Annotated in this window: 20 protein-coding genes; 4 read left to right on the top strand and 16 right to left on the bottom strand. The window is 54.6% G+C overall.

All coding sequences use genetic code 11. From position 1 onward, the window contains the following. Positions 1–31: 31 nt before the first annotated feature. Positions 32–1,345 (top strand): MFS transporter, encoded by a 1,314-nt coding sequence (locus ACYVHB_RS02275; protein WP_461049220.1) that lies wholly within the window; start codon positions 32–34, stop codon positions 1,343–1,345. Here ACYVHB_RS02275 and ACYVHB_RS02270 read toward each other — a convergent pair. From ACYVHB_RS02270 to ACYVHB_RS02255, 4 genes are all read right to left on the bottom strand, one after another. Then, a complete protein-coding gene (locus tag ACYVHB_RS02270) occupies positions 1,342–2,895 on the bottom strand; it encodes an ABC transporter permease/substrate-binding protein (RefSeq protein WP_461049218.1) in 1,554 nt (517 codons plus the stop codon). The two genes, ACYVHB_RS02275 and ACYVHB_RS02270, sit on opposite strands and share 4 nt — an antisense overlap. Before the next feature lie 41 nt (positions 2,896–2,936). Continuing rightward, on the bottom strand, positions 2,937–3,653 hold the full coding sequence (locus tag ACYVHB_RS02265) for an ABC transporter ATP-binding protein (RefSeq protein ID WP_461049216.1): 717 nt from the start codon (positions 3,651–3,653) through the stop codon (positions 2,937–2,939). A 2-nt stretch (positions 3,654–3,655) separates the two neighbouring features. Then, entirely contained in the window at positions 3,656–3,937 is a 282-nt protein-coding gene (locus ACYVHB_RS02260) for a DUF427 domain-containing protein (RefSeq protein WP_461049214.1), read from the bottom strand. Between the two features lie 113 nt (positions 3,938–4,050). Then, positions 4,051–5,007: a TolB family protein gene (locus ACYVHB_RS02255; RefSeq protein WP_461049212.1), complete on the bottom strand. Its 957-nt coding sequence runs from the start codon at positions 5,005–5,007 to the stop codon at positions 4,051–4,053. 181 nt (positions 5,008–5,188) lie between these two features. Here ACYVHB_RS02255 and ACYVHB_RS02250 point away from each other — a divergent pair, with 181 nt between their 5' ends. Both ACYVHB_RS02250 and ACYVHB_RS02245 read left to right on the top strand, forming a co-directional pair. Further along, positions 5,189–6,199: a sensor histidine kinase gene (locus tag ACYVHB_RS02250; RefSeq protein ID WP_461049210.1), complete on the top strand. Its 1,011-nt coding sequence runs from the start codon at positions 5,189–5,191 to the stop codon at positions 6,197–6,199. Next, the gene (locus tag ACYVHB_RS02245; protein ID WP_461049208.1) at positions 6,196–6,903 is read left to right on the top strand and encodes a LytR/AlgR family response regulator transcription factor; all 708 of its coding nucleotides are present in this window, start codon (positions 6,196–6,198) and stop codon (positions 6,901–6,903) included. Before ACYVHB_RS02250 ends, ACYVHB_RS02245 begins: the two co-directional genes overlap by 4 nt. A 4-nt stretch (positions 6,904–6,907) precedes the next feature. Here the strand turns inward: ACYVHB_RS02245 and ACYVHB_RS02240 are convergent, their stop codons facing one another. From ACYVHB_RS02240 to ACYVHB_RS02185, 12 genes are all read right to left on the bottom strand, one after another. Continuing rightward, positions 6,908–8,335, bottom strand: coding sequence for a sensor histidine kinase (locus ACYVHB_RS02240; RefSeq protein ID WP_461049207.1), 1,428 nt, complete (start codon positions 8,333–8,335; stop codon positions 6,908–6,910). Positions 8,336–8,347: 12 nt separating this feature from the next. Further along, positions 8,348–9,004, bottom strand: a complete 657-nt coding sequence (locus tag ACYVHB_RS02235; RefSeq protein WP_461049205.1) for a transmembrane-type terpene cyclase — start codon at positions 9,002–9,004, stop codon at positions 8,348–8,350. After that, complete coding sequence (locus ACYVHB_RS02230; protein ID WP_461049203.1) at positions 9,001–10,278, bottom strand: oxygenase MpaB family protein; 1,278 nt, start codon at positions 10,276–10,278, stop codon at positions 9,001–9,003. The genes ACYVHB_RS02235 and ACYVHB_RS02230 overlap by 4 nt, the downstream gene beginning before the upstream one ends. Before the next feature lie 198 nt (positions 10,279–10,476). Continuing rightward, positions 10,477–12,417: a CocE/NonD family hydrolase gene (locus ACYVHB_RS02225; protein WP_461049201.1), complete on the bottom strand. Its 1,941-nt coding sequence runs from the start codon at positions 12,415–12,417 to the stop codon at positions 10,477–10,479. 136 nt (positions 12,418–12,553) lie between these two features. Beyond that, positions 12,554–12,712, bottom strand: coding sequence for a hypothetical protein (locus tag ACYVHB_RS02220; RefSeq protein WP_461049199.1), 159 nt, complete (start codon positions 12,710–12,712; stop codon positions 12,554–12,556). After that, positions 12,696–13,277, bottom strand: a complete 582-nt coding sequence (locus ACYVHB_RS02215; protein ID WP_461049197.1) for a zeta toxin family protein — start codon at positions 13,275–13,277, stop codon at positions 12,696–12,698. Before ACYVHB_RS02215 ends, ACYVHB_RS02220 begins: the two co-directional genes overlap by 17 nt. Before the next feature lie 39 nt (positions 13,278–13,316). Next, positions 13,317–13,517, bottom strand: a complete 201-nt coding sequence (locus ACYVHB_RS02210; protein ID WP_461049195.1) for a helix-turn-helix transcriptional regulator — start codon at positions 13,515–13,517, stop codon at positions 13,317–13,319. After that, positions 13,514–13,984: a hypothetical protein gene (locus tag ACYVHB_RS02205; protein WP_461049193.1), complete on the bottom strand. Its 471-nt coding sequence runs from the start codon at positions 13,982–13,984 to the stop codon at positions 13,514–13,516. Before ACYVHB_RS02205 ends, ACYVHB_RS02210 begins: the two co-directional genes overlap by 4 nt. Before the next feature lie 145 nt (positions 13,985–14,129). Beyond that, on the bottom strand, positions 14,130–14,456 hold the full coding sequence (locus tag ACYVHB_RS02200; protein ID WP_461049191.1) for an L-rhamnose mutarotase: 327 nt from the start codon (positions 14,454–14,456) through the stop codon (positions 14,130–14,132). A 59-nt stretch (positions 14,457–14,515) separates the two neighbouring features. Continuing rightward, positions 14,516–15,877 (bottom strand): L-fucose:H+ symporter permease, encoded by a 1,362-nt coding sequence (gene fucP / locus ACYVHB_RS02195; protein ID WP_461049190.1) that lies wholly within the window; start codon positions 15,875–15,877, stop codon positions 14,516–14,518. Positions 15,878–15,993: 116 nt separating this feature from the next. Beyond that, the gene (locus ACYVHB_RS02190) at positions 15,994–16,818 is read right to left on the bottom strand and encodes an amidohydrolase family protein (RefSeq protein WP_461049189.1); all 825 of its coding nucleotides are present in this window, start codon (positions 16,816–16,818) and stop codon (positions 15,994–15,996) included. Next, positions 16,818–17,675: a fumarylacetoacetate hydrolase family protein gene (locus ACYVHB_RS02185; RefSeq protein ID WP_461049187.1), complete on the bottom strand. Its 858-nt coding sequence runs from the start codon at positions 17,673–17,675 to the stop codon at positions 16,818–16,820. Before ACYVHB_RS02185 ends, ACYVHB_RS02190 begins: the two co-directional genes overlap by 1 nt. 183 nt (positions 17,676–17,858) lie before the next feature. Between ACYVHB_RS02185 and ACYVHB_RS02180 the strand changes: the two genes are divergently transcribed. Further along, positions 17,859–20,012, top strand: a complete 2,154-nt coding sequence (locus tag ACYVHB_RS02180; protein WP_461049185.1) for a cellulase family glycosylhydrolase — start codon at positions 17,859–17,861, stop codon at positions 20,010–20,012. Positions 20,013–20,015 lie beyond the last annotated feature (3 nt).

The raw sequence follows: 20,015 nt of genomic DNA, 5'->3' as shown, positions 1-20,015 counted from the left end.
AACGCCCCCCTTACGCCGTGTTCTGAAGCGTATGCGATCCAGTTCTTTGGTGCTTTCCCAAACCCGAACCCTTCGATACGGTACATTTCTGTACCTCTACGTCATGCAGGGCATTCCGTCGGGCTTTGCGCTGACGGCCGTAACCAACTACCTGACCGCTGAAGGCCTGACGCCCCAGGCCTTGGGTACCTTCGGCGCAGTGGTTGGCCTGCCGTGGGCCTTCAAGTTCGTGTGGGGGCCGCTGGTCGACCGTTTTCAGGCGTCGGCGATGGGGCGTCGGCGGCCGTGGGTGCTGATGGCGCAAACAATGGCGTTCATTGCGTCGCTGGGTATTTTACTGACAGACGATCCCGTAGCCAACTTCAGCTACCTCGCCGGAGCCTTTGCGCTGCACGGTGTCTTTGCGTCGTTGCAGGATGTGAGCGTCGATGCGCTGGCCATCACAATAGTACCGTCCGCCGAACGGGGACGCGTCAACGCCTTCATGAAGGGCGGTATGGTCATTGGTCAGGCTGTTGGGGCTGCCGGATTGTCGATTCTGATACGCACGGTGGGTTTTCACCAGGCCGCCCTGACTCAATCGGTTATTTTGCTCACGTTCACCGTCCTTACGTTCTTCATCCGCGAACAGCCCACCGACGCGTTGGTATCCTTCCGCCGACACCCGCCAACCCATTCCGCTCATAATTCCAATCCGCTCCGCCCCGATTGGTCATTTGGGCCGTTGCTCCGCGCGTTGTTCGGAGCCATTATCACGCCACGCAACCTGCTCATTTTTGGTGCAATTGCTCTGGTATTCATCAGTGAGCGGCTCTTTCAGCGCGTGTACTTCATTCATTTGATTCGCAACCTGAACTGGAGCGACACATCGGTTTCCGTGCTGAGCGGCACCTACGGAACGGTGCTGGCGGTCGTTCTGACGCTGGCGGGCGGGCGGCTGTCCGACCGCATTGGGGCGCACCAAATGCTGATTGGTGTGGCGTTCGTCATGGCCGTACTGCACATTGGTTTTTCGTCGGCTGCCCCGCTTTGGGCCAATGAGAACATTGCAACGGCGGGTCTGGTAGTCCGACAAACCCTCGAACCCATCTTCAGCATCTGTGCTCTGCCGGTACTGATGGGTCTGTGTCGCAAAAGCATTGAGGGATCACAATTCGCGTTTTACATGGCAATCAGCAACCAGGCCGACGTAGCGGGTATCCTGCTTTCGGGCCAGTTGCTGCCCTACTTTTCGGCTCCGACCATTGGCGTTGCCTGCGGGGTAACGATGGCGGTTGCGATGGTATTGGCGTGGACGATGTTGCGTCGTGGAGAGGTCAGTACGACCGTTGGACAGGCAGTTTAATTAGTCAATACCAAATACGTAGTCAGCTCCGTAATCGACCTGATCCCCAACTGCCTCGCCTGCTCCCGGCGCATCATCAGCGAGTAGCTGTTGTTGAAGCCCAGCGGCTTGAGCCAGGTTAATTGGTACTGCTTGGTAAACTGCTGACTGACAAACTTATACACTGAATCCGACTGCATGGGCAAGGTCTTGAGCGTGGCGGCTGATGGTTGCAAAATCACGAGTAGGCCCGTACCAGTGTATTCGGGGTAGAAATCGATGGCCCCGGTGCGGAGTGCGTCGAAGCAGATTTGGGTGCCCCCCAGACCCGTGCGACCGACGACGCGCAGGCGGGTTTGCCCTTCGATGAGCTGACGGTAGATTTCGGCCAGGATGTACTGCTCCGTGAACACCTTCGATCCCATCACTACGGTTTCCGTACGGTCACCGGGCGCAGGAACTCTGTACAAACCCACTTTTTCCAGAAAATCACGGGCGATGGTTTCGGGCGATTGGTGCAGATAGTCAGCGCGGTAGTTCAGGTCGGTCATTACCGAATCAGTCAGTTTTCCGGCGATTCGATTCAATGTCGGGCCGAGGTCGGGATAGCGGTTCAGCGTGGCCTGCCGAACGACCGGGGCCGCGCCGTAGGGTGGAAACGCGTGCCGGTTATCAGCCAGTACCAGCAGATCGAACGCCCGGATTCGGCCGTCGGTAGAGTAGCCGCTGATGATGTCGACCTGTTCGCGGTGAATGGCCTCATACATCAGATTCTGGTCGATGAGCCGGGGATTGAGTTGTAGGCCGTACGTTTTCTGCAAACCCGGGTAGCCATCGGCACGGCCGTAGAACTCGTGCGCAAAGCCCGCAGTAAGCTTATCTGAACTTCTGGGAAGCAAATAAAACGCCGACAGAAACGGCACCAGCAATACCAGTGCTACCATACCGACGCGGACATTCCGGCCCGAAAGTTTTTGCAGCCGGGCCAGTCCAAAATCAAAACCAATGGCCAGCAACGCGGCCGGAACAGCCCCTGCCAATATCATGTTGGTGTTGCTGAGGGCGATGCCGCCGAAGATAAACTCCCCTAGCCCACCAGCCGCCACGTAGGCCGCCAGCGTTGCCACGCCCACGTTGATGACCGTTGCCGTGCGAACGCCCGCAAAAATCACCGGCAGGGCCAGCGGCAGTTGAACCTTCGTCAGAATTTGTCGGTCCGTCATACCCACGCCCTTAGCCGCTTCAACCACCGAGGGGCTAACTTCCGTGATGCCGACGAAGGTATTGCGAATGATGGGCAGCAACGCATATAGAAACAGCGCCACCAGCGCCGGGCCGATGCCGATACCCAGCAACGGAATCAGAAACCCCAGCAGGGCCACGCTCGGTACCGTTTGCAGCACACCCGCCACGCCCAAAACGCCACTCGCCAGCCGCGTTTTACGGGCAATCAGGATTCCCAGCGGCAACCCAGTTAGCAACGCCAGCAACAGCGACACAAACGTCAGACCAACGTGCGTGAGCGTTTGCTCCAGGAGTTTATCGGCGTTCTGACGGAGAAATTCGAGCATATTCTTTTAAACCGGACCGCCGGACCGCCCTGTTTGGAGGTTTATTTTATATCCAGAAAATCGTTTACAAACGCATTTACCGGGTGATTCAGTAGTTCGTCGGGTGGGCCGATCTGGACGATGTGACCTTTGTCCATAAGCGCAATCCGGTCGGCCAGCTCGAGCGCTTCGCCTACATCGTGCGTGACGAGCACGACGGTCGTTTCCTGCAATTCGTTCAGGCCAAATAACTCCCGCCGAACGTGCCGACGGGTATACGGGTCGAGCGCACCAAATGGCTCGTCCATCAGCACCACCGGCGGGCGAACCGCCAACGCCCGCGCTAAACCCACGCGCTGCCGCTGCCCTCCGCTGAGTTCGGCGGGGTAGCGGTTTAAAAGAGATTCGGGCAGTTGCAGTTTGGCAATCAGTTCCCGAATACGGTCCTGAATCTGGTTGGGTGACCAGCCAATCAGCTTAGGGACAGTGGCAATGGCCTCAGCAATGGTGTAGTGCGGAAACAGCCCGCCATCCTGAATAACGTAACCAATACGTCGGCGCAGGTCCGGGCCGGGTTGCTGCGAAACGTCGGTGCCGTCCACAGTAATTGAGCCACTACTGGGTTCAATTAATCGGTTAATCATCTTGAGGGTGGTGGTTTTACCGCAGCCGCTCGTCCCCAGTAGCACCAGCGTTTCACCCTTCTCCACGTTCAGCGAAACGTTGTCCACGGCTGTGTGACCGGCAAATCGCTTCACTACGTTTGTGATGGCAATCATCGTTACGCTACGACCTGAACACCTTTCCAGAACGCCACATGGTCTTTAATTTGGCTTGCCGCTGATTTAGGTTCGGGATAATACCAGGCCGCGTCGGGGTTCGTCTTGCCGTCGACGTTCAGCGAGTAATACGACGCCAGACCTTTCCAGGGGCAGGTGGTGTGGGTTGCACTATCCGCCAGAAACTCGGCCTTCACCGACTCCTTCGGAAAATAATGATTGTTCTCAACGACGATTGTATCGTCACTTTCGGCAATGGTTTGACCGTTCCAGATAGCTTTCATAATTGATTTGTTCAGGTGGCCACGCCCGCGTTCAAATCACGGGCGCGTTGTCCATCAAACAACCGCTTTCTGAGCCATTTCGTTTATAATCAGGACTTGTATAAGGAACAAGCCTACTTGAAACGGTTGGCGGCCCGGCGCATCGGCTCAATGAATTTATCGAAGTTTTCAATGACGTAGATGTTCTCCACCAACGGTTTTCCGCGTTGGATACGGCTGAAATACAGGGTCTTTGCAGCCCCCTCGTTGGGGTTGGCGGTGAGCGTTGGCGCAAACTCGGCGTCGGGCGTGTTCAGGTCGGGGCCGAAGTGCTGCGGCTTTGTCCAGCGGCCCTTTACGTTGAAGGAAATGTAGAGATCACTGTCGCCGAAACTGTCGGGTCGGCGCGACGAGAAGATCAGGTAATCTTCCTGCGGGCTGATGCACGGGTTCGATTCGTCGCCGGGCGTATTGATGGCGCTGCCTAAGTTCTCGGGCGTCTGGTACGCGCCATTGCGGTATACCGACCGCCAGATATCGGTAGTACCCAGCCCGCCGGTACGGTTTGAGGTGAAATAGATTGTTTGGTTGGCGGCTGCGGTGGCATAATAATCCGATGAATCAGAGTTGATGACCGGACCGAGATGATACGGCTCACTCCAGCCGCTGCCCGTTTTGCGAATGGCCCAGATATCGAAGTCCGCAGCCGTCAACTTACCGGGCCGGGGGCGGTTCGAGTTGAACAGCAGTACGTTACCGCCGGGCGTAAACGCCGGGTCAATGTCTTTGTGTTTACCCGAGAAGGCGGCTTTACGGGGTTTAGCCCAATGGCCGTCCTGCCAGTCGGTGGTGTAAAGATGCACCGAATCGCGCCCGCCGTAGGACCGGACGAAGTAAGCCCGCTGGCGGTCGGGGGAGACGGTGAAGCCGAACACGTCGCCAGTCGAGATCGTGTCTTTAGCCACCATCGGATGAACAACCTTTGCCATCCGGCTCGTGCCGCCGTCTATCCCTTCACGGTCGGTTTTCTGGGCGAATGTCAGGGTCGACAGGCAGGCTGTCAGCCCTAAAAGTGTGATGCGTAAGCGCATAGCGAATCGTAAGATTGGTTTAGGATAGCAAAGTAGGCCCGCATCTGGCTCGCCGTCAACTTTATTCGACGGTTAGCCCCATCTTTTCGACGCCCGCCCGGTTGAAGCAACGGTCGAAAAAAACGCCCCGCCGGTCGAAAAAGCGAATTTACTTTAGAGCGTTTCGCGCATCTTTGTCGATATGCATAAAACGCGGACGCTACTGATTCAGGCGACGCTCTGGCTGATTTTCGGGCTGTTGCTGCTGACCTATAATCTGCAACGAGCACAGCCCGCCTGGCTGGTTGCCATCCTGAACACGACCGTGGGTGTGGCTTCCTACGCCATGGCAGTCTATGCCAATACGCTTTGGCTCATCCCGCGCTATTTCCACCAGAAACGCTACCGCTACTATGGCTGGTGGGCGGTTGGGCTACTGGGTCTGCTCATTGTTGGGCGGATGGCTCTCGAACGTGAACTGTTCGAGAAACGGCTGCTCTTCCATTCGTTCTACGGCTGGAACGTGGCCCACTTGCTCTACACGGCCGTTACGGTGCTACTGGCCTTTTTGTTCGGGTTTCTGCTCCGCATCGCTTTCGATTATGTGACTTTACTAAGGCAGCAGGAGCAACTTCAGCACCAGCAGGCCACGTCCGAATTAAACCTGCTAAAAGCCCAGGTGCAGCCCCATTTTCTTTTCAATACGCTCAACAACATCTACGCCCTGGCAGTGGCCCGCTCGGCCGATACGCCGGTGATGGTTGCCAAACTATCCGACACGATTCGGTACTTCGTCGACGAAGCCCCCAACGACCGGGTACCGCTCCAGACCGAAGTGGCGTTTTTACGTAATTACGTCGAACTGGAGCAGATTCGGCTGCGCTATCCGTTCCAGTTCGCCATGCAGATCGACGCTCCCAGCCTACCCCACACGCTGCCCCCGATGCTGCTGATTCCGTTCGTTGAAAACGTATTTAAGCACGGCGTGGACCGCAGCCGCCCCGACAACGAAGCCCGTTTGTGCCTGTCGCTGACTAATGAGCAGTTGCAATACACGGTCACGAACCGGGTGTTTAGCCCCACCAACGGCGACTGGCGCGGGCTGGCCAACCTGCAAAAGCGGCTGACGCTGCTGTACCCCGAACGCCATGAATTGCGCACCTACCAGCAAGACGGTTATTTTTACGCCACCCTGCACATCCACCGCCCATGAGTATTTCGTGCCTGATCGTTGATGATGAACCGCTGGCCGGGCAGCTTTTGGCCGGGCATATTGCCCAGACGCCGTTTCTGACGCTGGCCGGAACCTGTTACGATGCGCTGGAAACGCTCACCTGGCTGAAACAACACCGGGCTGACGTTATTTTTTTAGACATCAATCTACCCAATTTGTCGGGTATGCAACTGAAGACACTGCTGCCTGCCGGGCAAAACGTGGTGTTCACAACTGCCTACTCGGCCTATGCGGTGGAGAGCTACGAGCAGAACGCGGTGGACTACCTGCTCAAGCCCATCACGTTCGAGCGGTTTCTGAAGACGGCTCTGAAGGTGCGGCTATTAATCAGCGATGACGAAACCCCGGCCGACCTACCCGCGTCAGCGGATGGGTCCGTTTTTGTAAAATCCGGCAAAGAGTTCGTTAACGTGGCCTTCGATGACATCGAGTACATTGAAGGCCTGAAAGATTACGTGACGCTGGTGACGGCCCACGGCCGCATTATTACGCACAAGCGGCTGAAAGACCTGACGCTGGTGTTGCCAGAGTCATTCAGCCGCGTGCATCTGTCCTATATCGTCAATCGGCACAAGATTCAACGCATTGCCGACAACCAGCTTTGGATTGGCGCGGCCCGGATTCCACTGAGCGATACGTACCGGACCGCATTTATGCAACAGATCGAACAGCGGTTATGGTAGCGGATTACTTCGTTTGAGCAGCGACTACCGGCAGGCGGATTATAAACTCCGTTCCTTCGCCTTCTACGCTCTGCATCCGCATCTCGCCACCGTGTCCTTTGGTCACGATGTCGTAGCTCAGGCTAAGTCCCAGACCCGTTCCTTCGCCGGTGGGTTTGGTTGTAAAAAAAGGCTGAAAAATTTTGTCTTTCACCGCATCGGGAACGCCGGTGCCGTTGTCGCGGACGGAAATAACGGCCCCCAACCCTTTCGTCAGTGCTTTAGTGCTTACCCAAACCGTCGGCCGGTACGCTTTCCCATTATCTGTGCTGCCTGACTCCTTTTGGTGTTGCTGAACGGCGTAAAACGCGTTGTTGAACAGATTGAGCAGCACCCGGCCCATATCCTGCGGTACAATAGTCATCTCGGGCAGGGTAGCGTCGAAATCGGTAAGTAAGGTAGCGTTGAAGCTCTTGTCTTTGGCCCGAAGGCCGTGATAACTCAGCCGCAGGTATTCGTCGCAAAGCGCGTTGAGGTTGGTGGGCTGTCGTTCGCCCGCGCTGGTCCGGGAGTGCTCCAGCATACTGTGAATGATGGCCGACGCACGGCCCCCATGGTGCGTGATTTTCTTGATATTCCGGGCCAGGTCGCCCAGCAGTTCGTCGTGCAGGCTTTCGTCCCGTTCCTCAGCGGCCTTTTTCCGCTCGTCCTGAATTTCCTCAATCATCTCCTGACTGATCTCTGAGAAGTTGTTGACGAAGTTGAGCGGATTTTGAATCTCGTGGGCAATGCCCGCCGTCAGTTCGCCTAAGCTGGCCATTTTCTCTTTCTGAATAAGCTGGTTTTGGGTGGCTAAGAGCTGTTCATTTTTTTCAATAAGGCTGTCAATGGCCCGGTTTTTTTCCTGATTGAACGCCACCGTTATGATGTAGAGCACAACAATGATTCCGATGTTGGCCCCAAACAGGTACATGCTTTTTTTCTGGAGGTCGTAATGTACCGGTAACTGCCCAACGAATTCTTCATAAACGAAGAAGAAGGTCAGGATACCTAAGGCAATAAGAAGCCAGACGGTGGCGCTTCGTTTGCCCGCCAGCAACATGGCAACCGTCGGCAGCAGAAACAACGATGTCGTGGCGGGCGACTCCAGCCCCCCACCCCACCACGACTGCAGAAAGAATCCAACGGCGTGGTAGCTCAGGTTTATGTTGGTACAGGCGACAACGGAAAGGCCCCGTTTAAACAAAATCAGGAGGACAAAATTGAGCAGACCCGATGCGAGTAATATGTACTCGGCTTCGGCATACTGTAGATAAGCGCCGTTAGAAACGGAAATCAGCTCGGCCAGTGCCGCATAAATTAACACCAGCACCAGCAGGCGGGCCGAACGCCGGTCTTCTGGATGGTCGTTGTAATAAGGCGGAATAAAATAATCTGCAATTCCCGATAGCATGGGGTACACCGTTTAGACCAGTTTGCCGTGTCGTCGCCAGAGGAAAAAGATATAGGCGTTGTCCAGAACGAGACAAGACAGGCCCAGCAACTGCACAAACTGGTTTTTGGGGAAAAAGAAAAATAGGGACACCGTAATAAAACCCGTACCCAGCATTTTGCACCACGCCAACGCCATCGAGAACTGGGAGGTATCTTTGGTTTGGAGCAACAGAAAGATGCACTGCAACGACAGAATCACGTTGATGATATAACCAGAGTTTGCCCCATTGAGCGTGTCAAATCCTTCGTCGCGGTAGGTCAGGCAGAACAAAATCCAGAAACCAAAATTAATCAGGCAAAATAGTTTGAAGTACTTCATCATATCCGGATTCATGGGCTGCTTGGTACCATAGCGGAGGGTAGCGTAAAAAATGTAGCAGTCTAAGAAAAAGGCGGCCTGGTAGCTCAGGGCGTAAAGAAGTCCGGTGTTGGGATGGTAAAAAAAACTCCACACTAACTCCCAGCCGATGTTAGCCCCTGCGACGTAGGCAGGCATCTCGACGAATTTCTTCAGTCGGATTTCCCGCACCAGAATCACATAGGCCGCTACCCAGAGCAAACAACCGATACCGTTGAAAATTAAGCCCGTGGTGGAGTAATCGTTGAAATTAATGAGCGGTTGATTCATGGGGCTACGCGGTTTGGGCCGTTGGCCGGGAACCCCCAGTCTTTGGTAAGCGACTCGGGGATGTAGAAATCGAGGACCTCATTTTTGTCCATATAATTGATCTGAGCCTGCAACAGGGGTTTGCTGATTCCCTGAATAAGCATCGCCAGCAGCAACGTGTGGTCCAGCACTTCACCCACTTCGGCGACGAAGCGTACTTTCCTGGCCAGTTTCTCCACGTCCTGCGGGCTGGCGGGGGGCACACCGAGTTTGTCGGCGATGTCGTTGCCCATCGTGAAGCGCATCATGTCGACAGTGGTTTCGGGGGTGATGAACGGGGGAGCGAGTTTGTGCAGAAAATCGAGTAGTGCTCTCATAAGTGATTGCCCCTGCTCACTGGCGGCAATCTGATTGTCCAGAATGGCGTGTCCGAGAGCAAGGGCGTCGGCGGCATTGTTGGGCAGCAAATCATCGTCTAAGCCCATAATATGCCCAATCACCCGCCAGCAGTGCATATACGCTTCCTTTTCGAGGTCAGTCAGGTGAACGTTGAGCAGTTGGAGACCCTCCAGCACCAGCGCCGAAAACGACATCAGCGTACCGGCCATGTCCTCCTGATTGATGGGTTCGTCGTATTGAGCGGCATCCCAGTTCTGCTGGCGCAGGTAATACCGGATGACGCCGTGGATGAGCCGCACTTTCTGGGCCGCCCGGATACCCCGCCCCCTTGGCGACAACCCGCCCGGCGACATGGCGTAGAGCACAAACTGCGCGGTTTCGGCAATGCGTCTGGAGTAGGCATCCATCGAGCCGCTTTGTTCGTTGAGCCGGGCCGTATGAAACAGCACCATTGCCCCCTTGGCGCAGGCGTAGCATTCGGGCAGGGATTTGAACGACAGCAGCAGACTAATCAGCATCCCGTGCCGAATATAAATCTGCTGCCCCATAGCAATCAGGTCTTTGTCGGCCCAGGGTGGCAACTGGGCCGTTTGCTCGAAGTAGTCCCGCACTTCAAGGGGCAAATCGGCGGGCAGCGAGCCATCGTCATCGACAATGATGCTGAACAGCCGGTTGACCTGATCTTTTTGCCCACGGTTGATGATCTTCCTCACCACATCGTCAGCAACGGGGTCGGTGCGGTGCCGTTTGCTTTCGAGAAATTCCGGTGTCCAGTCGTGGAGGGGTGCCTGCTCAACTGGCACCGCTTTCTGGGCAGCCCGGCGTTTCATTCCGTAATACCAAACGGCATAAACAGCAAATACCGCAAGCAATAAGATGAGTAGGAATAGCAGCATATTTCTGGGGAGGAGGTGGCATGTGTATTGAGGACAATAATACGGGGCAAAACAGTCAGTTGCAGTAGTTTGCCTAACATTTATAGGATTAGCAAATTCACCCTAAACAAACCGCAGTTCATTCCCGGCATGAGCGGTGATGGAAGCACCGAGCCGGGAATGAACTGCGCACGAATTCTGACCAGAAGCAGAGCCTGACTACTTCACCAACTGCACCTCAATCACCGAGTTATCATACACCCGGTGGGTGGCTTTCTGAAAATCTTTCTCGTCCGCCTTAAAAATATTGTCGACGTACGTCTGCGGGTTGCGGTCGATGAGCGGAAACCACGTACTCTGCACCTGCACCATCATCCGGTGTCCTTTTTTAAACGTGTGCAGCACATCCTGCAACTGGATGTTCACATCGGTAATTTCGCCGGGTTTGAACGGTTCGGGCTTCTCGAACGAGTTGCGAAACCGCCCCCGCATCACCTCCGACCGCACCATCTGCTGGTAGTTGCCCAGCGTAATGTTTTTGTTCGGCATGTAGGCATGATTCGGTTCGTCAGGCGGGTACACGTCAATCAGTTTCACGACCCAGTCAGCGTCGGTGCCGGTGGTGCTCACCTTCAGCTTCGCCCTAATTTCCCCGCCCAGTGTCAGGTCTTCGGTCAGCACGTCGGTCTGGAACACCAGCACATCGGGTCGGCGACCGGCAAACCGCTGATCTTCCGACATGTAATTGAAGGGCGTGAAACCCTGCGTGGTTGTGATGTCTTCGGTATACGGAACCGGCTTTTTAGGGTCTGATACGAACTCAGAGAAACCGTTACCGCCCGGATTGGCAGACCCCATAATTTTGTTGGTAGCCAGCATTCCGTCCGAATTCAGAAAATATTGCTTTGCCTGAGCGTCGGGCGCGGGCCACTTGTCGAAGGTGCGCCACTCGTTACGGCCCGTATTAAACAGGTACGCTTCGGGCAATCCCGTTTTGCCGTCGCCCACGCCTTTGAGGAAATGGCTGAAGAACTTCGCTTCGATGTTCCGCTGGTAGAACGTCGCGACGCTATCGCCAAAATAAACGTTGCTGTGCAGCGTATGGCCCGTCTCGCGCGACCACCGCCCGTGCCCGAACGGACCCATCACGAGGGTATTGTACGCGCCGATGTTGTTTTTTTCGATGGTCTTGTAAATGTTCAGCGGCCCGTACAAATCCTCCGCATCGAACCACCCGCCCACGGTCATCACGGCGGGCCGAACGTTTTTGAGGTGTGGCAGGATGCTGCGCTTCTGCCAGAACTCGTCATAGTTTGGGTGTTCGACGGTTTCCTGCCAGTAGAAATTGTCTTTGTAGTATTTCTGGGCGTTTTTCAGCGGGCCGAGGTCATACTGAAACTGGAATCCGTCGTTGGAGCCGGTTTTGATAATCGCGTCGTTGTACCACGATTTGGTCGTTGGACCGCCCGTTTGAATGCCGAAAACCGGGTAAGTAAACAGATACGCCTGAATGAACGCGCCATTGTGGTGGAAGTCATCAAAGAAAAAGTCCGACACGGGGGCTTGGGGCGATGCGGCTTTCAGGGCTGGGTGCGCATCGGGTAAAGCTGCCGCTGTGTAGAAACCGGGGTAGCTAATGCCCCACTGTCCCACACGGCCGTTGTTGCTGGGCACGTTTTTGAGCAGCCACTCGATGGTGTCGTAGGTGTCGGAACTTTCATCGATTCCCGTTCCCACCGCTGAAGCGGTGGGTTGAGATTTTTTACGTCTGTTTTTGGCTGGGGTGGCGGGGTCGGGAATGTTGGGCGTCATGTTGGTCCAGGTGCCTTCCGACGCCCAGCGCCCGCGCACATCCTGGTACACAAAAATGTACTTGTCGCGCATGAGGGTTCCCGACGGCCCGATTTGGCCGGGATAGGCATCGGCACCGTAGGGAGCCACGCTATAGCACGTCCGCTGCATTAGAAACGGGTATTTCGTAGTTGCTGAGGCATCTTTCGGCACATAAACGGTCGTGTGCAGTTTGGTGCCGTCGCGCATCGGAACTTTGTACTCGAACTTCTGAAAGCTATCGCGGACGTAGTTTCCGGTGGATTGCGATTGAGCCTGGGCTTGCAGAAACAGGGAAAGAATAAACAGGCAGCAGAGCCAGATTTTCATATTTTCAACAGGTTATAGAATTGGCGATAGTAGTCGTAAAGATAGCGATGCACCCGAAATTGACTGCCAACAGAAAACGCCCGGTTGACGCAGGCGTTTGGATGAAACGTTAGTTTTTCTGAAAAAAGCAAAAGCGTCACAGGTCGCGGGCCTTAACGTGAACAATTTTACCATTACGTTCAATGACCAGTGTATCATCATCACGCTTTGCTTTCTCAACTAACCGCTTGTGGGCCAGCCGAAAACCATCCATAACTTTCTTGAATATATCTTCTTTTTTAGTTACCGTTTCCATATCTGTTCAATAAAGAGTTCCACAAAGCTTGATCCGTCACCGTACTCTGCATGAGTAAACCACCTTTTGCTATTTCAACGGGCTCCTCCCCACTGTTGTTGATTATCAGAAAAGAATCGCAGATCGGCAGGTAGAGCGTAAACAAATTATGTAAGGCCCGTTCGTACCTACGGTAAACGATGTCAGCCGGAATATTGTGCCCGCCCATAGCAACTCGTTTCGCCACCCGATTAACCGCCATTTCTGCTGATGACAAATACACAAAAAGAAGTGTAATAGTATAGCCAGTTTCTTTAGCCCGACGAATCGTTTGTACGTAAGAACGGGTCGACAGGGTCGTCTCAAAAGCAAAGTCAGTACCTTTTCTGAGTAGATAATCAATGCGTTGTAACATTAATCGTCCCGCTTCAAACGCTACGGAATCAACGTTGAACGGTGACAAGCCCCGTGCTATCTCATCCGCATTAACAAATTCAATAACGTCTAAAAACTGAGGCAGCAGTGTGTAGGCGGCAGTTGTCTTGCCCGCCCCGTTTGGTCCGGCCAGAATGTACAAGTTCGGCATGGATGGGCAAACCCATTCGGTTACTGATTTTGGGGCAAGTTAATCAGTTTCCTCCAACTGAAACACCTGCTCCACCGACCGCCCAAACACTCGCGCCAGTTTCAGGGCCAGCATAGTCGACGGTACGTAACGGCCCGTTTCAATCGAGTTGATCGTTTGCCGGCTGACGCCAATACGATCCGCCAAATCAGCCTGCGACAGATTGTGTTCAGCCCGCTCTACTTTCAGCCGGTTCTTCATACCAGCAACAGATTACCGTTGCGATGAATTAGCCACCGGAAACGCAGGATAAACACCAGCAGCACGGTGAACATATTGTAGATCATTATGCTAAAAAAAGCGGTGTCATAAACGGCTACAATAGCAATCGCCAGGACAATGTAATTGGCGTACACGCTCCATTGCAGGGCTTCGAGCCGGAGTTGGCCAATCATCTCATCTTCAACTTTTTCACGCGAGAAGGCAATCAGCAGCAAACCAATGATGACACCAATGGCCGCAAATTCGTCGGTTAGGTTTTGAACCTCATCCAGGTTTGCTACCGATGTGCCTACGTCAATTGTTATTGAACTGTTCAAAACAGTGGCCACAAGCCAGCCAAGCTTAAAATCAATATACATGTTAGCCAGCCCAAGAACAGCCGACGGAACAAAAATGAGCCAACCGATGAATCGGAAGCGATGCGGAAAAAGCCATTTCGTTTTCATAGAAATGTAAAGTTTGTTTGACAACACAAACGTAAAGCTAACTTATCAATATGTCAAGTTTATTTTACATATTATATAAAAAAATTGGTCAGCGTTCGAATGCTGACCAACCGATTCATTTCAACAATGCTCTGTTTCAGATGCTTCAGAGTTCAAACACCTTCTTCATCACCACCCATTTCTGACCGGGTTTGGCGCTGGGCAGGGCTTCCTGATAGCGCCACATGAGCGTTTCCCACTCCCGCACCTTCGGGTTGGCAGCGTCCATCTCAGCTTTGCGGTCGAGGCTGAAATCATCCGCCGTATCCATCACCAGCACCAACCGGTTCTCGACACGGTAGATTTCCATATCGGTGATACCAGCGTTATGCAGGCTTTGCAACACCTCTGGCCAAACGGCCTCGTGGTAGCGTTCGTATTCGGCGATCAGAGCCGGGTCGTCTTTGAGATCAAGAGCAAGGCAGTAGCGCATGGGCTAAAGAGTGAATGAGTGAAAGGGTGAATGAGCGGATAGCTGGCGCTGGATGGTATTCACTCTTTCACTCTTTCACTCACCCGGTAGCCATTCATGGCGTAGTACACGATGAATCCAAAGCAAATGAGGGGTACAATCAGCGCAAAAACGGCTCCGTAAGCAAACAGCGCCCCCGCCACTAATGGCATCAGCGCTCCACCTACAATGCTCATAATGACCAGCGATGACGCTATTTTCGACTCGACTCCTAAACTTTTTGTGGCCAGCGCGAAGATGGTTGGGAACATAATCGACTGGAAGAAATACGTGAAACTAAGCGCGATGACTGCCGTAACGCCCCCTGTCAGCATAGCCAGTATGACCATCGCCACCGATCCGGCCGAAAAAATCGCCAGCACCACATTCGGCCGCATCCGCGTCATCATGGAAGTTCCAATGAAGCGGCCGATCATGAACAGAACCAGCGCAAACGATGCGTGAAAGCCCGCGATCTGCGTCGGCGACAGGTCCGACGGCGATCCGGTCAGTGCGTTGATGGCGTTCATGTAGCCCTCGGCCAGCGCCCAGTGGCCATCGCGGGAGAAGTCGAGTTTAAGATCGACAAAGTAACCCCAAAGCGTAGCTTGTGCCCCCACATTGGAAAACTGCGCAATAACGCCCAGCGTTAGGTGCCGGTGCCGCAACACGCTCAGGATGGGAATATTACCAGCGGCCTGCTCTTCTTCCGCCCCCACTTCGGGCATCTTCGTGATAGCGAACAGCACCGTCATAAACGCAACCATCAGGCCGATGACTACGTACGGTCCCTGCACCGACAGAGCCTCCTGCACCCGGATCGCTTCGGCGGCTGCGGGGGCCATGGCCGTCAGCATTTCGGGCGTGTATTCGGTTTTGGAGAAGATGAACAAAGCACCGATGATTGGCCCCAGAATGATGCTGATGCCGTTGAACGACTGCGAAAAGTTGAGCCGCCACTCCGATTTTGCCGGATCGCCGAGTACCGTTACGTAGAGGTTAGCGGCCGTTTCCAAAAACGCAATGCCGCAGGCCATCGTGAACAGAGCGAACAGGAAAAAGCTATACACCCGCGCTTCGGCGGCCGGGTAAAACAGAAACGCCCCGCCCCCGTAGAGGAGCAACCCAAATAAAATACCGCGTTTATAGCCGAATTTCCGCATGACGTAGCCCGCTGGAAGAGCCATAAAAAAGTAGCCGAGGTAAAACGCAAAATCCACGATTCCGGCCTGAAACCGGTCAAGGTCCAGTGCAATTTGAAACTGCTTGATGAGCGATCCGTTGAGGCTGTTGGCCAGTCCCCACAGGAAAAATAAACTCGTGACGAGCGCAAAGGCAATGCCGTAGTTACCGGCCGAACCGGGCTTAACAATAACGGGGTTGGTTGGGGCTGGAAGCGCCATTCGTTGGTTTGGGTTTAGGAAAGTGAGTTGCTGCGCAAAATAAATCGTTTTCTGTTGATACGCATTTGATCGAATCAATAGAGGTAATTTAATTCATCATACCGGATCTCAATACGTCATAGTTTGTAAAATTTCACCGCGTTCCCACCAAACACCTTCGCCCGCACCTCGTCGCCCCAGGGGTGCACATATTCCTCAATCAGCGTTTTGACCTGGGTGTAATTGGCCGCTACCAGACACACCGGCCAGTCAGAGCCGAACAGCAGCCGGTCGGGGCCAAAGTAATCGAAGACCACGTCCAGATAGGGAAAGAAATCCTTTTTGCTCCAGTTCTGCCAATCGGCTTCGGTCACTAAGCCCGACAGCTTACAGGTGACATTCGGGCATTTCGCCACTTCGGCCATGTAGTTCGACCAGCGGATGATGTCCTGTTTTTTGATGTACGGCTTGGCTAAGTGATCGACCACGAAGTTTACCTCCGGCACAGCCCGCACTAAATGCAGGGCGGCTTTGAGTTGATTCGGATAGATCAGAATATCGTAGGTCAACCCAAATTCGGCCAGCCGACGAATACCCTGCACAACGGCCGGGCGAATCAGAAAATCGATGGGTTCTCCCTGCGCTACGTGCCGGTAGCCTTTTATTTCGGGATGCTCCGCCAAGGCTGTCAACCGCTCGGGCAGCGTGTCGGCCTGTAAATCGACCCAGCCAACCACGCCCTTCACGATGTCGTACGTCTGGGCCATGCTGACCAGAAACAGCGTCTCCGCTTCCGACTGCGCAGCCTGCACCGCCACGCACCCATCAACACCGTTCTGCGCCAGCACTGGCTCCAGATCAGCGGGCAGAAAGTCGCGCCGGAGAGCGGCCATCTCGTCCGTAATCCACGTGTCGCGGTCGGCGTCGAAATGCCAGAAATGCTGGTGCGCGTCGATTGTCATTATCCATTAAAAGAAACCGCCGTCTGTTTCTGCTCACCCAATCCTTCAATGCCCAGCTCGACCACGTCGCCGGGATTCAGATAGCGGGGTGGTTTCAGCCCCAGACCAACGCCTGCCGGGGTGCCGGTCGAGATAACGTCGCCGGGAAGCAGCGTCATAAACTGGCTGATGTAACTAACGAGCGTGGGCACGTCGAAAATCATGTCGTCGGTGTTGGAATCCTGCAACCGTTCGCCGTTGACGCTGAGCCACAGGTGCAGCGCGTTCGGGTTGGGCACTTCGTCCTTTGTGACGAGATACGGCCCCAGCGGTGCAAACGTATCTGCGCTCTTGCCCTTCACCCACTGCCCGCCCCGCTCCAGTTGCCACGCCCGCTCGGAGTAGTCGTTGTGCAACGCGTAGCCTGCCACGTAGTCCATCGCATTGTCTAATTCGACGTAGCTGGCCCGTTTGCCGATGACAATGGCCAGTTCAACCTCCCAGTCCGTTTTCTCAGATCGTTTCGGAATTACTACGTTGTCATTAGGACCACAGAGGGCGGTGGTCGCTTTGAAAAATAGAATCGGCTCAGCGGGGCTGGGCGCTCCGGTTTCGGCCGCGTGTTTGGCGTAGTTCAGCCCGACGCAGATTAGTTTAGACGGACGCTTGACACAGGGGCCGAACCTGACGTCGGATGCTATTTCGGGGCAATGTTGGGCGTGACTTTGCAGCCAGTGTGCGAGTCGTTCTACGCCATTCGTAGCAAAAAAAGATTCGTCATAATCTTCGCCAAAGTGGGTGACGTCGATCTGCTGACCGGTGGAAAGGACGACGCCGGGATGTTCGTGACTGAGTGGGCCAAAGCGGAATAATTTCATGCAGGAGAATCAGGTTTTCATCAAAAGTAAACGCCTGGTTCTATTTAACCATGCCTATTTTTCCGCTTAAAACGGTTTATCATTTTTTTGTTAAATAATAGTACAGTATCAGCAAAACAATTAGCAGTAAGATACCTTTATACTGAACAAGTTAGTGACTCCTCATCTAAATTGCTTTATTTAATGAAAACGTATACATTCCTTCTAATCAGAACGTTCTGTACTTTCTGTGTTCTGCTTATCGCAATGGCTGGCGCGGTGGCTCAGTCGCCCACACCGGTAACCGCTAATGGTCGGCTGAAACTCGTCGGTAAGCAACTCAGCAACGAAGCAGGCAACCCGATTCAACTCCGGGGCATCAGTTCGCACGGTTTGCAATGGTTCGATCAGTGCTACACGCAGGGTTCCGTGCAGGCGCTGGCCACTCAGTGGGGGGCCGACCTATTCCGGGCCGCTATGTACGTCGATGAGGGCGGTTACCTGAACAACCAGAGCGGGCTGCGGGCTAAAATCAACCAGATTGTCGACTGGACCGGGCAGGCGGGCATTTACTGCATCATCGATTGGCACGTGCTCAACCCCGGCAATCCCAACGACCGACTGTCCTACGCCATCGACTTCTTCCGGACGATGGCGCAAACCCACGCCGGTAAAAAGCACGTCATCTACGAGATCTGTAATGAACCCAACGGCGTCGACTGGAACACGATCAAAGCCTACGCTGATCAGGTGATCCCCGTTATCCGGCAGTACGATCCGCAGGCCATTATTCTGGTCGGTACGCCCCAGTGGTGCCAGCGACCGCAGGATGTGCTCGCCAACCCGCTCACCGGCGCGAACGCTTACAACGTGATGTATACGTTCCACTACTACGCCGGGTCGCACTATTTTCAAAACGACATTCGGTCGGTGAGTGGACAACTGCCCTTGTTCGCGTCAGAGTGGGGCACCAGCAGCTACACCGGCGACGGCGGGGGCGATTACAACAACGCCCAGGCATGGGCCGACCTGATGGCGGGGCAGAATCCGGCGGGCCAGAAAATAAGCTGGGTCAACTGGAGTTTTGCCGACAAGGCCGAATCATCAGCGGCTCTGAACCCCGGTGCCTGTAGCAACAGCGCCTGGAACAACACCACATATTCGGGAACGTGGGTGAAGGATCACATGCTAAACCCGGCCGATAGTTGGGCCGGAACAACGCCCCCGCCCACGAACCAGCCGCCAACCGTTTCATTAACCAGCCCAGCCAATAACGCACAGTTCACGGCCCCAGCCAGCGTCAACCTGACCGCTTCGGCCGCCGACGCCAACGGCACGGCCAGCAAAGTGGAATTCTTCAATGGCGCAACGAAATTGGGGGAAGATCTGACCGCACCCTATACGTTTAACTGGACTAACGTCGGCGCAGGCACGTACACACTGACGGCCAAAGCCACCGACAATCAGGGAGCCGCTACGACATCGGTGGCCGTTACCGTCCAGGTTACCAGCGGTACGCCCCCTCCCAGCAACCAGCCGCCAACCGTTTCGCTAACCAGTCCAGCTAACAACGCCCAATTTACGGCTCCGGCCAGCATCAATCTCACCACTTCGGCCGCCGATGCTAACGGCACTGTCAGCAAAGTGGAGTTCTTTAACGGGTCAACTAAATTAGGGGAAGATCTAACTTCACCTTACACGTTTACATGGGCTAACGTTGGCGCGGGTACATACGCGCTAACGGCCAGGGCAACTGACAATCAGGGAGCCACAACCGCTTCGGCAACGGTGACCATCCAGGTCAACGGTACAACGACCCCACCGAACACGGGCGCTGATTTGGTTGGTCCCGACTGCGTGCGGCCCAACGACGTGAAGGTTTATGAAATGAACGCCCGCAATCTGCCCAACGCAACGGCTTTCTCGTGGTGGGTCAACGGCTCAACGCAGAGCATTACACCGACATCGGCGGGCAAAGTCAACATCAACTTCGGAGCGAACTATACGGGTGGCAACGTCTGCGTGGGCGTCAACTACTCGGCTGCTCCGTGGTACGCGCAATACTGCAAAAACGTAACAGTCTGCGCACCCGGTGCCCGCACGGGTGCCAAGGATGTGGCCGATGGTCCCGTGTTCCCCAACCCAACAACGGACCGCTTCTCGTTCGTGGCGGAGCGAGACATTCAAGCGATGAACGTGGTGGATGAACTGGGTCGCGAACGGCTGCGGCTCGGAACGGCGCGGGCTGGTCAGACCGTAACCTTCGGCGAGCGGCTATCGGCCGGAACGTACCTGTTGCACATTCAGTACGAAGTCAATAACCGGCGCGTCGTAAAGTTGCTCAAAGCGGGTAAATAAGCG

This window comes from Spirosoma arcticum (genome assembly GCF_054779955.1).
This window is presented reverse-complemented; position numbering and strand designations above follow the sequence as displayed.